The following is a 13,345-nucleotide window of genomic DNA, read 5'->3' on the forward strand; positions in this document are numbered from 1 at the left end:
TCTCCCTCAATCCGCGCAGGCGGCTTCCAGCTTGGCGATGTCGATCCTCGTCATCGTCATCATGGATTCCATCGCCCGCCTCGCCTTGTTCCGGTCCGGGCCGGTGGTCAGTTCGATCAGGCGCCTCGGCGTGATCTGCCAGGAAAAGCCCCAGGCATCCCTGCACCATCCGCAGGCGCTTTCCGTACCGCCATGCCCGATGATCGCATTCCAGTACCGGTCCGTTTCCGTCTGGTTGTCCGTCAGCACCATGAAGCTGACCGCTTCGTCCGGCCTGAAGGCCGGGCCGCCATTCAGGCCCAGGAACGGCCTGCCAAGGACCGTGAATTCGACCGTCAGTTCATCGCCCTGCCGCCCCCCCGGGATAGTCCGAAGCGGCCGCATTAACCCTGCCGACATGGCTCTCGGGGAAGGTGGCGGCATAGAAGGCCGCCGCCCTGGCCGCCTCGCCGTGGTCGAACCAGATGCATGTCACCAGTTCGGGCATCGTCCTGTCCTCTCGTCTTGCCGGTCCGGCTTCCGGGTCCGGTTACAGCGTTTTCGCCAACGCCTCGAGCTGATCGGTGGCGGCGTTCCAGCCGGTGTGGAAACCCATCTCCTCATGCTGGCGCTTTGCGGCCTCTGTCCAGTGACGGGCCATCCAGCGATAACCCGTTGCGCCATCACCGGCATCGGCGAATTCGACAATCGCGACCATGAAAGGGTCGGGTTTCGGCTGCCAGTCCGGCATGAAGGCGTCGGTCATGACCAGGCGCCGGCCCTCCGTCACCTCCAGCCAGACACCGGGGCTGCCGTGGCTTTCGCCATCCGGCCCGTTCATGCGGGTAAAGAACTCGCCACCGGGGCGCAGGTCCGAGCGGACCTCGGAAACGAACCAGGGCTTGGGGCAGAACCACTGTTTCAGCAATTCCGGCTCGGTCCAGCAGCGCCAGACCCTGGCCCGCGGCGCATGAAGGACGCGGTCGACCACCAGTTGACGCTCATCGCTCATCGGTCTCTCCTCCGGCCTTCATCACGATATCGAAGCCGCCGAAGATCATGCGGCTGCCATCGAATGGCATGGGATTGGTTTCGGGCGACATGCGCGGATCCTCCATCATGCGCGCCATGCCGGCATCGGCGACCGCCTTCGACGGCCAGACAATCCAGGAAAAGACCACGATCTCATCATCCTTCTTGCGCACGGCCATCGGCATGGAGGTCTTTTCACCGTCGGGCACATCGTTTCCCCAGCAGTCGACGATTTCCAGCGCGCCATATTCCCTGAACAATTCGGCCGCCACGCGGGCATGATCGATGAAGGCCTGCTTGTTGGCTTCCGGTACGGCGGCCAGCATTCCCGTCACAAAGGTCATGGCATTTTCCTCCCTGTTGGTTCGCCGCGCTCAGACGGCCATCTTGTTGCCGGCAAAATTCAGCATCCACGGCGTGCCGAACCGGTCCGTGAACATGGCGAAGCGCTCGGCCCAGAAGGTCTCCGCCGGGGCCATCGAAACGGCCCGCGCGTCCCGCGCCAAGGCCGCGTATATGCGGTCGAACTCCTCCAGCGAGGCGGGCGCGAGCGAAACGGAAAAGCCCTGCGGCTTGACGTACCATTCCGCCGGAACGTCGGACGCCATGACGTTGGCCGTGCCGAGGCGCATGTTCATGTTCATGACCAGATCGTCGCCTCCGGGCATGCGGCTTTCCGCGCCGGGCGCGTCTCCATTGGTGAAGACCCCGGTGATCTCGCCGCCCAGGACTTCGGCGTAGTGTTTCATGGCTTCCATGCAATTGCCGGGAAAGTTCAGGTAGATGACAGGTTCCATGACATTGCTCCCTCTATTCGCCTTGATCCGGCCCGACGGCCGGCATTCCCGATCATTCCCGGCGTCCTGCTCGGCCTGGCGGTGCGTTCACGGGCCGCAGTCCGCCTGAACCGTGGGGAATGCCGAAGAGCAATTCGACATGGCGGCGCAGGTGATCGACCATGGCGCGGGCGGTGTCCGGCCCGCCCTTCGCCTTGGCCAGCACGAAAGCGCCTTGCAGCGCAGCCTGGGTGAACGCAGCAAGGCTTTCCGGCGACCAGTCGGCCTGCGGGCAACGCGCGGCCCTAGCCTCGGCGATATCGGCGACCAGCGTCTCCGCATGGCCAAAAATGGCCCCGGCGGCGGCGTCGCGGATGGCCGGACTTTCCAGGTGGATTTCCTGTGCCAGCGTTCCGGCCACGCATGTGAACTCCGCCGTCGAGCCTTCCAGGATCATGTGGCGGAAATCGACATAGCCCAGCACACGGTCCAGCGGATCGGCGAGGTCATGGTAGGGCGCATCCGCAAACAGGGACGATGTCACCTCGCCCCAATGCGTGGCGACCGCCGCGGCCCAATCCTCCTTGGAACGGAAATGATGAAAGAACCCGCCCTTGGTGATGCCGGCTGCTGCGCAGATGTCATCCACCCGCGTGGCCGCGTAGCCCTTTTCCCTGATGAGCGTGAACCCCGTATCCAGCAATTTCCGCCTCGTTTCCTCGCGTGCGGCCGTTTTCGCATTTCCGCGCATTGTCGAATTCACCCCAGCCCTTTCCAGTTTAAAATACCGACTAGTTGGTATGTTTGTCAACTTGCCCAGGCAAGTCATGCCATTTCGGGTTTGGCATGGCGCGGCTGACTTGCTACAAGCCCGGCCAATCGAGAGACCGGATTTTCCCACCCATGGCCGAGACAAACGAACAGGCGGTGGCGCGCCGCCGCACCTTTGCGATCATCGCCCACCCGGACGCGGGCAAGACGACGCTGACAGAGAAGCTGCTGCTCTTCGGCGGGGCGATCCAGCTTGCCGGAGAGGTCAAGGCGAAGAAGAACCGCGTGCAGAGCCGTTCCGACTGGATGACGATCGAGCGCGAGCGCGGCATCTCAGTCGTCACCTCGGTGATGACCTTCGAATACAAGGACTGCGTCTTCAACCTGCTTGACACGCCGGGCCATGAGGACTTCGCCGACGATACCTACCGGACGCTTTCAGCGGTCGATTCCGCCGTGATGGTGATCGACGCGGCCAAGGGCATCGAGCCGCGCACGCTCAAGCTGTTCGAGGTCTGCCGCCTGCGCGACATTCCCATCGTCACCTTCGTGAACAAGATGGACCGCGAAAGCCGCGACCCGTTCGAGATCCTTGACGAGGTTGAACAGAAACTGGCGCTGGACACCGCGCCGGTGAACTGGCCGATCGGCCGCTCCAAGACCTTCTGCGGCACCTATGAACTGGCCAGCAACGCGGTGCGCGGCTCCGACGAGGACGTCGAGCGGACCCCGGTGAACGGTCCGCAAGCCGAGGCGGCCTGCGGCAAGCTGCCGGAAAACGAGCGCGAAGCCTTCATCGAGGAAGTGGACCTCGCCCGCGAGGCCTGCAAGCCGTTCGACCGGCAGGCCTTCCGCGAGGGTCATCTCACGCCGGTCTATTTCGGCTCGGCACTGAAGAATTTCGGCGTCCGCGACCTGATCGACGCGCTGGTGGATTACGGGCCGGCGCCGCGTGCCCAGGAGGCCGACATCCGCCGCGTCGAGGCGACGGAAGACAGGATGACGGCCTTCGTCTTCAAGATCCAGGCCAACATGGACCCCAACCACCGCGACCGCATCGCCTTCGCGCGCGTCTGCTCGGGCACGCTGTCGCGCGGCATGAAAGCCAAGCTGGTGCGCACCGGCAAGCCGATCACGCTGTCGGCGCCGCAATTCTTCTTCGCCTCGCAGCGCCAGCTTGCCGACGAGGCGAGGGCCGGCGATGTCGTCGGCATTCCCAACCACGGCACGCTGCGCATCGGCGACACGCTGACCGAAGGCGAGGACCTGCTGTTCCATGGCGTGCCGAACTTCGCGCCGGAGATCCTGCGACGGGTGCGCCTGATGGACGCCATGAAGGGCAAGAAGCTCAACGAAGCGCTGCAGCAGATGGCCGAGGAAGGCGTGGTGCAGCTTTTCAACCCCGAGGACGGCTCGCCCTCCATCGTCGGCGTTGTCGGTGCCCTGCAGATCGACGTGCTGCGCGAACGCCTCGCCCAGGAATACCAGCTTCCGGTGGATTTCGAGCCGGCGCGCTTCTCCGTCTGCCGCTGGATGGAAGCGGAGAAAGGCGAATTGCAGCGGTTCATTGACGCCCATCGCGGTGACATCGCCCGCGATCTCGACGGCGATCCGGTCTTCCTGGCGCAGAACGCGTTCTCGCTGAACTACGAGGCCGAACGCTGGAAGGCGGTGACATTCAAGGCGGTCAAGGATTACCAGGTTCGCGCCGCGGCGTGACGCCCCGCAGAGGCTGAACCGGAAAAAGAATGAGGGAAAGCAGCAGGCCGGGGCAAGTGGCGTGCGGCTTTCCCTCATGAAAACGGGGCGATTGGGACCACCCCCTCCTGCCGCATCAGGAGTATAGTTAGTAAATTCTTGTTTATCCTTTTCGACAATATGGGGATTTCCCCAAGCGGTCACCGCCTGCTAATGAGAAGCAGGGCGGGGAATCAAATGCTACTTCCGGAATTCATCGAAAATCGTCTCGGCACGTTCGGGACAGAGAGTATCGACGCGGATTTACTCTGGTCGGCGCTGGAAGAGTGGCTGGCTGGTGAATTCGAGGTGGATGGTCTCTTCTACGGCACCTACCCGGTAGGCGTGACCGCCAACGGGCTTTCTTCCCTGCACGAGCGCGGCCTGTGGAAAGTCACCTATCCCGCCGCCTTCCTCGAGGCGGTGGCCAACAATCCGTTGAGCGATGATCGCGTGACCGCCTTCATCCTGGAACACCGGCGGCCCTGTTTCTGGCACCGCGATGAAACCTGGGCCGGTGCCACCGAAACCCAGATACAGCGGCGCGCGCTGAACCGCCTGCATGGCATGGATGTCGGCCTCGGCCTGCCGGTCCTGTACGGTTCGGGCCAGATCTGCGGCGGCTTCGGGTTGCGGCACGGTCCGCAGGACGCCGAAGCCTTCGACCGGCTGCTGGAGGGCCGGGTCGACAGTCTCGCGGAGCAGCTGGCAGCGTTCGATGCGGTCTTCCGCACGCCTTTCGCGCGGACCCGTTTCGCGCTGTCGCGTCAGGAAATCCGGGTGCTTTCGCTGGTTGCAGGGGGCATGACCGTTGCGCAGGCGGGCTGGGAAATGAACCTGTCCCCCAAGACAGCGGAAGCCTACCTCGCCGCAGCACGACGAAAGACACGATCGCGCAGCACGGCGGAGGCCGTTGCCAAGACGATCTTTTTCCAACTCGCCTGACGGCAGGCAGGACAGCCGCGTTTCGAGGCCCTGCCGGCTGAGCCTGTGCATGCTGCGGCGCACAGTCGCAGTCAAAACCGGCAGGCACTTTCAATATATGGGGAGGGAATCACTCTTCCCGAACAATCAATCTGAGGACCTGACATGGCGCTCCGCATCAATGATACCGTTCCGAACATCACCGTCGAGACCGATCAGGGCTCCTTCGCCCTGCATGACTTCATCGGCGACAGCTATGCCATCCTGTTCTCCCATCCCAAGGATTTCACGCCGGTCTGCACCACCGAGTTCGGTGCCGTCGCCCAGCTCAAGGACGCCTGGGAAAAGCGGGGCGTGAAGGTGCTCGGCATCTCTGTCGACAATGTCGAGGAGCACAGGAAGTGGAAGGGCGACATCGAGCAGGTCGCCAAGGCGCCGGCCTTCTTCCCCATCGTCGCCGACACGGACCTTGCGCTGTCCAAGGCGTTCGACATGCTGCCGGCGGAGGCCTGGCTGCCGGACGGCCGCACGCCCGCACACACGGCCACCGTGCGCTCCGTCTTCATCATCGGCCCGGACAAGAAGGTGCGCCTGATGATGACCTATCCGATGTCGGTGGGCAGGAACTTCGCGGAGGTGCTGCGCGCGCTCGACGCCGTGATGGCGACGGACGGCGTGCCGATCGCCACGCCGGCCAACTGGACGCCCGGCGAGGACGTGATCGTCGCCCTGTCGCTGACCACGGAACAGGCGAAAGAAAAGTTCGGCGAGGTCAATGTCGTCCTGCCCTACCTGCGCACCATCAAGGACCCGAAGGCGGCCTGAGGCATCGCGCCCGCAGAAAAACCCCGGCGGAGCATGAGGCTTCGCCGGGGCTTTTCATTTCGGCAGGTCAAGGCGATTGGCTCACTCGAACCGGGCGCCTTCCCTGATGAAGGAGCCGTTGCGCAGTTCCTTGAAGGCCTGCGCCAGTTCCTCCTGCGTGTTCATGACGATCGGCCCGTGCCACGCCACCGGCTCGCGGATCGGCTTGCCCGAAACCAGCAGGAAGCGCACGCCCTTTTCGCCAGCCTGCACCGTCACCTCGTCGCCGGTGTCGAAGATCACCAGGGTGCGGTTGCCCGACATGTCACGGACATGGATTTCCTCGCCGTTCACTTCCTTTTCCACCAGCACGCCGAAGGGGCGCGAGGCATCGCGGAAGGTGGCCGAGCCCTCGAAGATGTAGGCGAAGGCATTGCGGTAGGTGTCGACCTTGAAGGTCTTGCGCTTTCCCGCCGGCACGGTGATGTCGAGATATTGCGGGTCGGCCGCAATGCCGTCGACCGGGCCGGACTTGCCCCAGAACTCGCCCACGATCACGCGCACCTTCGCGCCGTCGTCATCGGTGATCTCGGGGATCTCCTTCGACTGGATGTCCTGGTAGCGCGGGCTCGTCATCTTCTTGTCGGACGGCAGGTTCGCCCAGAGCTGGAAGCCGTGCATGCGCCCGAAGGCATCGCCCTTGGGCATCTCCTGGTGCAGGATGCCGGAACCGGCCGTCATCCACTGCACGGAACCCGCCCCCAGCGTGCCGGCATTGCCGAGGCTGTCTGCATGATCGACCGTGCCCGACAGGACATAGGTGATGGTCTCGATGCCGCGATGGGGATGCCACGGGAAACCGGCGGCATAGTCTTCCGGGCGGTCATTGCGAAAATCGTCCATCATCAGGAAGGGATCGGTCAACGACGGATCGCCGAAGCCGAAGACGCGGTGAAGATGGACGCCGGCGCCCTCCAGTGTCGGACGGGTGCCGGAAATCTGGCGGATCGGACGAATGGACATGATCTGTCCTCCATGGTTGGGTCCCGGCGAAGATAAGCGTGGAAAATTCCGGCGCAATGCGCGCCATGGCAACGGATTGTTCAACGGAGGGATGCACAATGCCTCCCTGCCGGAAACCCGCCGGTGCCAATCGCGTTGTCCCGACGTTCACGAAGCGGCCACGATCGTGGTCCCTACTGCCAGGACCGGACGGAAACGCGCCGCGCAACCGGACCTCACCGCGGAGACCTCGATGCCACGCCTTGTCACCCTCGCCGGGCTTGCAGCCCTTCTCGCCACGTCGGCCCTGGCCGACGATCACCGCCGCCACAAGGACGACGGGCATGCCTGGATGGCGGAGCGCGTCTTTGTCTACCGCGCCGCGGACGGGCGGCTGCAACAGGGCAACTGGCGCGTGGTCGAGCGGTCGCAGCAGCGCTGCCGGATCGCGGTGCAACGCGCCGATGCACGGCTGAAGCGGCAGGCAGGCGGAGGCCTCTTGGAAAACAAGCGCTTCACGCCCTGCCACCGGATCCTGACCCGGTCCACGGTGAACTGAGGCGGCGCGGGAACGTCCGTCCCGCGCCTTCCGGAACGAAACTCAATAGCCGCGCCGGCATTTCGGGCAGATGCCGCATTCCCTGTCGATCATGCAACTGACGGTGGGGATTTCAGGCGCCATTTCGGCAAGATGCTTGCGCACCTCGGTTGCCGAAATCTCCCGCAAAGGCTCCACGATCTGGAAGTCCGGTGCAACCGGAGCAACGATCTCCCGGATGGCCTTAACCGGAACGCCGATATCATCCTTGTTGAAACCTAGGACGATGCCCCTCATGCCATGCTTGACTGCATAAATCGCGGCATCGGTGACCATGAAGCTGTCTTCAAGGCTATGATAGAGTCCGACCTCTCCGTCACGGGTGGGGTGCACGCCAATCGCCCTCAGATTGATTGACCGGTCGAGCGCCATTGCGTTCGCGACAGCCACCTTTGTCTTGAAAGCGTTCATACCCGTGTAGTGCAAGAGATGCCGCGCCGATTCGTTCTGCGCGAGTATGAAAGTGGAATCGGCACCACCCGAATAGAGAACGAGAAAACCACTGAAATCCATTTGCATCCTCCATCATGAGAGCGATGCGGAGAAAACCTGCAAATCGCCGCACCGGCCCGATCAGCCCCGCTCGTTTGATCGGACACTGCCAGGCCAATGTCAGTGACTTAAATCACTTTGGTTGTATTCATATATTATTCTATTTTAAATAGATGATTCACTCAGCCACTGTGCGATCAGTTGGGCGAGGCGCGCGGCGACCTCGTCCTTGCCCATTTCCGGCCAGGCGTCCTCGCCGGTCTTCGAGACGATGACGACGCGGTTGCGGTCGGCGCCCATGACGCCGGTTGCGCCGATGCCCGTCCCCGCCGAGACGTCATTGGCCACGATCATGTCGGCGCCCTTGCGCTCCAGCTTGCCGCGCGCATGCGTCACCACGTCATTGGTCTCGGCGGCGAAGCCGATGACGAGGCGCGGGCGTCTTTCATGGTGGCCGACGGTCTTGAGGATATCCGGGTTCTCGGCGAGTTTCAGTTCCGGGGCGCCTGACGAACCCTCCTTCTTGATCTTCCGGTCCGCCGCGTTCTGGACGCGGTAGTCCGCCACGGCAGCGACAAAAACGCCGGCATCGGCGGGCAACAGGCTCTCCACGGCCTGCAACATCTCGCGGGCGGTCTCCACGCGGGTCACGGTGACGCCAGCGGGATCGGGGATGGCGACCGGGCCGGAGACGAGTTGCACATCGGCACCCAGGCGCGCCAGGGCGCCGGCAATGGCATGGCCCTGCTTGCCGGACGAGCGGTTGGCGATATAGCGCACCGGGTCGATCGGTTCGTGCGTCGGGCCGGAAGTGACGACTATGCGCCGGCCCTTCAGCGGTTTCGGGCTGCTGTCCAGCATGGCCTCCACGGCGCCGACGATTTCCAGCGGTTCGGCCATGCGGCCCTCGCCGGCCTCGCCGCTCTCGGCCATCTCGCCGCGGCCCGGACCGGCAAAGGCGATGCCGTCGCGCGCCAGCGTCTTGCGGTTGCGCCGCGTGGCGGGATGGTTCCACATGGCCGGATTCATCGCCGGCGCGATCAGGACCGGGCGGTTTGTGGCCAGCAGCACGGTGGATGCCAGGTCGTTGGCCAGGCCGTTTGCCATCTTGGCCATCAGGTCGGCGGTCGCCGGGGCGACAACGATCAGGTCGACCTCACGCGACAGGCGGATATGGCCGACATCGTGCTCGTCGGCCCGGTCGAACAGGTCGGTGAAGACGCGGTCCGCCGTCAGTGCGCCAACGGCCAGTTCAGTGATGAACTGCTTCGCGGCCGCGGTCATCACACAGCGCACCGAAGCCCCGCGCTCGCGCAGGCGCCGGATCAGGTCGAGGCACTTGTAGGCCGCGATGCCGCCGCCGATGACGAGCAGGATCCGCTTGCCGGCCAGTGTCTGACGGATACCGGATGCCCTCTCGACGGGCGCATCCGCCGGGGCGATGGCCGGCGGAATATCCGTGGCCGCAGCGAGTTCGGCGAAATAGATGCGCGCTTCCTCTTCCATGGACCGGCCATTGGCGGCAGCCCGCTGGCGCAATGCATCCTTGATGGCGGGATCAAGATTGCGAATGGTGATCGAAGCCATGATTGCACTCCGGTTCAGTTGTGATTGCAATGCAATCACAATGCGCGCCGCGATGCAATCACCGCGTCACGTCACCTGCCAGGCAATCCAGAGCGCGCAGGCGGCGATGACCCAGAGTGCAACGCGTCCCGAACGCGTGTGCCGGGCCTCGGCCTTGCCGATGGCGCGGGCCGTCTCCTCGTCGAAACGCAAGCCGTTTTCCGCCATGGCGTCGATCTCGCGGGACAGGCGTTCGGCACGGCGGGAAAATTCCGGCGCCTGGCGGGCGAGGTTGACCAGCGCGCCGATGCCCTCGCGGGCATCCTCGGCCATGCCGCGCGGGCCGAGATTGGCACGGATCCAGTCGCCGACAACGGGCTCGGCCGTCTTCCACATATTGAAGGCGGGATCCAGTTCGCGCGCCACGCCCTCCACCACGACCATGGTCTTCTGCAGGAGGAGCAGTTCCGGCCGTGTCTCCATGTCGAAGAGTTCGGTCACCTCGAAGAGCAGGGTCAGCAGCTTGGCCATGGAAATGGTTTCGGCCGACTGGCCGTGGATCGGCTCGCCGATGGCGCGGATCGCCTGGGCGAAACTCGCCACGTCGTGGTGTTCGGGCACGTATCCGGCCTCGAAGTGCACCTCCGCCACCCGGCGGTAGTCACGCGTGATGAATCCGTAGAGGATCTCGGCGAGGAAACGGCGCTCCTTCTTGCCGATGCGCCCGGCAATGCCGAGATCGACGGCGACGACATGGCCGGCATCGTCGACGAAGAGATTGCCCGGATGCATGTCCGCATGGAAGAAGCCGTCGCGCAAGGCGTGGCGCAGGAAGGACTGGATGATGGTCGCCGCCAGCCTTTCAAGGTCGTGGCCGGAGGCGCGCAGCGCCTCGATGTTCGACATCTTGATGCCGTCGATCCATTCCATCGTCAGGACGTCGCGCCCGGTGCGCTCCCAATCCACCCTGGGCAGGCGGAAACCGGGATCCTCCTCGGTGTTCGCCGCCATTTCCGACAGCGCGGCGGCTTCCAGGCGCAGGTCCATCTCGATACGCGTCGATCGCTCCAGCGTGCGCGCCACCTCCACCGGCCGCAGGCGGCGGGTCGCCGGAATGAAGCGCTCCTGCAATTGCGACAGAAGCAGGAAGGCCTCGTTGTCATGGGCGAAACGTTCACGCACACCAGGCCGGATGACCTTGACCGCAACCTTTCGCCAGCCATCGGCATCTTCCACCTCGGCGGGATGCACCTGGGCGATGGAGGCTGCCGCGATGGGTGGCTCGAAGCGCGAGAAAACGTCATTGACCGGACGGCCGAGCGAGGTCTCCACGGCCTTGCGCGCGGCGGCTTCGGAAAAGAAGTCCATCCGGTCCTGCAGGTGGGCAAGGTCGAGGGCGATGTCGCGGCCCACCACGTCGGGACGGGTGGCCATGAACTGGCCCAGCTTGACATAGGAGGGCCCGAGGCGGTTGAGCGCCCGTGACAGCCGCTCGGAGCGGTCGCGCTCGCGCACGCGGCGGCGCGCCAACAGCTTCGCGGCCTGCCAGCCCAGCCGGGGCAGGCCTTCCAGATGCTCGCCGGGCGCGGCGGCGATGACGCCTTCGCGGACCATGATCCAGCCCGCTCGGGCCAGCCGGAAATATGCGCCGATCGTGCTCATCCCGACCCTACAGCTTCCATCCGGAATGCAGCGCGCAGATGCCGCCGGAATAATCGCGCCAGGTGACGCGGTCAAAGCCGGCGCGGCCGATCATGGTGGCGAAATCGCGCTGGTTGGGGAACTTGCGGATCGATTCGACAAGGTAGCGGTAGGGCTCGCCGTCGCCGGTGACCGCCTGGCCGATGCGGGGAATGGCGTTGAACGACCAGGCTTCATAGACCCGGTCGAGGAAAGGCATTCCCACCTCCGAGAATTCCAGCACCATCAGCCGTCCGCCGGTCTTGAGCACGCGGAAGGCTTCGGCCAGGGCCACCTCGATCCGGGGAACGTTGCGGATGCCAAAGGCAATGGTGTAGGCGTCGAAGGTCTCGTCAGGGAAGGGCAGTTCCTCGGCATTGGCCTCCACGAAAGTCACCCGGTCGGCAAGGCCGCGCTTGACCGCGCGGTCGCGGCCGACCGACAGCATGGAGCCGTTGATGTCGAGCACGGTGGCATCGGCATTGCGGGCGGAAGCCTCCACGATGCGGAAGGCAATGTCGCCGGTGCCTCCGGCCACGTCGAGCACACGCCAGCCGGGGCGTTTCGGCGGGTTGAGCCAGGCGACCATGGCGTCCTTCCAGGCGCGGTGCAGGCCGGCCGACATCAGGTCGTTCATGATGTCGTAGCGCTCGGCGACCTTGTGGAAGACGTCGTTGACCAGCCCCTGCTTCTCGCCCGTCTGCACGGTGCGGAAGCCATAGCTCGTCTCCATTCCGCCCGAAGCGGTCGTCCGGTTTCCTGACATAAAATCCACCTGTCACACGTCGCGCGGGACCATAGAAGATAATTTCCGGGCGCGCTATCGTGAAAACCGCGATGAAGCGGCGCAGCCATGGCGCCGCCCCGGCCATCCGGGCCCAACAGGAGGGAAGCACTGCGTGTCCATGCTGCCGAAAGCCGAAATCCACTGCCATATCGAAGGCGCCGCGTCGCCCGCGCTCGTCCTGAAGCAGGCGGAGAAATACAATGCCGACATGTCCGCCTTCATTCGCGGCGATGCCTATGTCTGGCAGGACTTCACCAGCTTCCTGGCCGCCTATGACGCGGCCGCCGCGCTGTTCAGGACGCCGGAGGACTATGCCCTGCTGGCGGAGGATTATCTCGTCTCCATCGCCGCGGAAGGCGCCATCTATGCCGAGTTCTTCACCTCGCCCGACCATGCCCGCCATGCCGGACTTTCGCCGGAGGCCTACACGGAAGGACTGGCGGAGGGGATGGCCCGCGCCAAGACCCGCACAGGCATCGAATCGCGCCAGATCGTGACCGGCGTGCGCCATTTCGGCGCCGAATCGGTGATGGAGGCCGCGCGGTTCGCGACGGGCTGCGACCGGTCCGTGGTGTCGGGCTTCGGCATGGCGGGCGACGAGCGGCTCGGCGCGCTGGCCGATTTCGTTCCCGCCTTCGACCTTGCCCGCGAGGCCGGACTCGGCATCACGGTCCATGCCGGCGAATTGTGCGGCTGGGAAAGCGTTGCCGGCGCGCTGGACCACTTCCGGCCGTCGCGTATCGGCCATGGCGTGCGCGCCATCGAGAACCCCGACCTGGTCGCAAGGATCGCCGGCGAGGGAATCGTGCTGGAATGCTGCCCGGGTTCCAATATCGCGCTCGGTGTGTTCCCGTCCTTCGCCGACCATCCGTTCCCGGCGCTGATGCGCGCGGGATGCCGGGTGACGCTCAATTCCGACGACCCGCCCCATTTCCATTCCACCATCGGACGCGAATACAGAATCGCGCGGGAGCATTTCGGCCTGGACGACGCGGCCCTTGCCGGCGTGACGAGAACGGCCATCGAGGCCGCTTTCGTCGACGGCGATACGCGGGCGGCCCTGCTGGCCAGGATCGACAGCTTCCAGACGGCGCAAGGCCAGGCGTCCTGACGATAAAAGCTGTGGCCTTGCGGCCCGTCCCGGTTTCTCCGGCGGTCAAGCACCGCTAGAGTTGGCCAAACAGAATGCATCCGGAG

14 protein-coding genes and 1 pseudogene are annotated in these 13,345 nt (G+C 64.7%); 5 read left to right on the forward strand and 10 right to left on the reverse strand.

The window, feature by feature from the left end; translation table 11 throughout:
- Positions 1 to 6: 6 nt before the first annotated feature.
- The 5 genes and pseudogenes from ACLB6G_RS01470 to ACLB6G_RS01490 form a co-directional block, all read right to left on the reverse strand.
- Positions 7 to 487 (reverse strand): annotated as a pseudogene (locus ACLB6G_RS01470) (VOC family protein).
- 42 nt (positions 488 to 529) lie between these two features.
- Positions 530 to 991 (reverse strand): SRPBCC family protein, encoded by a 462-nt coding sequence (locus ACLB6G_RS01475; RefSeq protein WP_410354332.1) that lies wholly within the window; start codon positions 989 to 991, stop codon positions 530 to 532.
- On the reverse strand, positions 981 to 1,355 hold the full coding sequence (locus tag ACLB6G_RS01480) for a DUF1428 domain-containing protein (protein WP_410354333.1): 375 nt from the start codon (positions 1,353 to 1,355) through the stop codon (positions 981 to 983). The genes ACLB6G_RS01475 and ACLB6G_RS01480 overlap by 11 nt, the downstream gene beginning before the upstream one ends.
- Before the next feature lie 30 nt (positions 1,356 to 1,385).
- On the reverse strand, positions 1,386 to 1,808 hold the full coding sequence (locus ACLB6G_RS01485; RefSeq protein WP_410354335.1) for a VOC family protein: 423 nt from the start codon (positions 1,806 to 1,808) through the stop codon (positions 1,386 to 1,388).
- 52 nt (positions 1,809 to 1,860) lie between these two features.
- Positions 1,861 to 2,490 carry a TetR/AcrR family transcriptional regulator gene (locus ACLB6G_RS01490; protein ID WP_410354336.1) on the reverse strand — a complete coding sequence of 210 codons (630 nt, stop codon included), beginning with the start codon at positions 2,488 to 2,490 and terminating at the stop codon, positions 1,861 to 1,863.
- Between the two features lie 200 nt (positions 2,491 to 2,690).
- Here ACLB6G_RS01490 and ACLB6G_RS01495 point away from each other — a divergent pair, with 200 nt between their 5' ends.
- From ACLB6G_RS01495 to ACLB6G_RS01505, 3 genes are all read left to right on the forward strand, one after another.
- Positions 2,691 to 4,277 carry a peptide chain release factor 3 gene (locus ACLB6G_RS01495; protein ID WP_410354337.1) on the forward strand — a complete coding sequence of 529 codons (1,587 nt, stop codon included), beginning with the start codon at positions 2,691 to 2,693 and terminating at the stop codon, positions 4,275 to 4,277.
- A 138-nt stretch (positions 4,278 to 4,415) separates the two neighbouring features.
- Positions 4,416 to 5,240, forward strand: a complete 825-nt coding sequence (locus tag ACLB6G_RS01500) for a helix-turn-helix transcriptional regulator (RefSeq protein ID WP_410354338.1) — start codon at positions 4,416 to 4,418, stop codon at positions 5,238 to 5,240.
- Between the two features lie 144 nt (positions 5,241 to 5,384).
- Positions 5,385 to 6,044: a peroxiredoxin gene (locus ACLB6G_RS01505; protein WP_410354339.1), complete on the forward strand. Its 660-nt coding sequence runs from the start codon at positions 5,385 to 5,387 to the stop codon at positions 6,042 to 6,044.
- 81 nt (positions 6,045 to 6,125) lie between these two features.
- Here ACLB6G_RS01505 and ACLB6G_RS01510 read toward each other — a convergent pair whose 3' ends face one another.
- Positions 6,126 to 7,046 (reverse strand): pirin family protein, encoded by a 921-nt coding sequence (locus tag ACLB6G_RS01510; RefSeq protein ID WP_410354340.1) that lies wholly within the window; start codon positions 7,044 to 7,046, stop codon positions 6,126 to 6,128.
- 232 nt (positions 7,047 to 7,278) lie between these two features.
- On the opposite strand from ACLB6G_RS01510, the gene ACLB6G_RS01515 reads away from it, so the two are divergent.
- Positions 7,279 to 7,584: a hypothetical protein gene (locus ACLB6G_RS01515; protein WP_410354341.1), complete on the forward strand. Its 306-nt coding sequence runs from the start codon at positions 7,279 to 7,281 to the stop codon at positions 7,582 to 7,584.
- 42 nt (positions 7,585 to 7,626) lie between these two features.
- Here the strand turns inward: ACLB6G_RS01515 and ACLB6G_RS01520 are convergent, their stop codons facing one another.
- The 4 genes from ACLB6G_RS01520 to ubiE form a co-directional block, all read right to left on the reverse strand.
- A complete protein-coding gene (locus ACLB6G_RS01520) occupies positions 7,627 to 8,136 on the reverse strand; it encodes an adenine nucleotide alpha hydrolase family protein (RefSeq protein WP_410354342.1) in 510 nt (169 codons plus the stop codon).
- Between the two features lie 144 nt (positions 8,137 to 8,280).
- A complete protein-coding gene (coaBC, locus tag ACLB6G_RS01525) occupies positions 8,281 to 9,702 on the reverse strand; it encodes a bifunctional phosphopantothenoylcysteine decarboxylase/phosphopantothenate--cysteine ligase CoaBC (protein WP_410354343.1) in 1,422 nt (473 codons plus the stop codon).
- Positions 9,703 to 9,768: 66 nt separating this feature from the next.
- On the reverse strand, positions 9,769 to 11,343 hold the full coding sequence (gene ubiB, locus ACLB6G_RS01530) for a 2-polyprenylphenol 6-hydroxylase (RefSeq protein ID WP_410354345.1): 1,575 nt from the start codon (positions 11,341 to 11,343) through the stop codon (positions 9,769 to 9,771).
- Between the two features lie 7 nt (positions 11,344 to 11,350).
- On the reverse strand, positions 11,351 to 12,127 hold the full coding sequence (ubiE, locus tag ACLB6G_RS01535; protein ID WP_410354346.1) for a bifunctional demethylmenaquinone methyltransferase/2-methoxy-6-polyprenyl-1,4-benzoquinol methylase UbiE: 777 nt from the start codon (positions 12,125 to 12,127) through the stop codon (positions 11,351 to 11,353).
- 139 nt (positions 12,128 to 12,266) lie between these two features.
- On the opposite strand from ubiE, the gene ACLB6G_RS01540 reads away from it, so the two are divergent.
- Entirely contained in the window at positions 12,267 to 13,259 is a 993-nt protein-coding gene (locus ACLB6G_RS01540; protein ID WP_410355144.1) for an adenosine deaminase, read from the forward strand.
- The last annotated feature ends 86 nt before the right edge of the window (positions 13,260 to 13,345 follow it).

This window comes from Zhengella sedimenti (assembly GCF_046506625.1).
GTDB lineage: Bacteria > Pseudomonadota > Alphaproteobacteria > Rhizobiales > Rhizobiaceae > Zhengella > Zhengella sedimenti.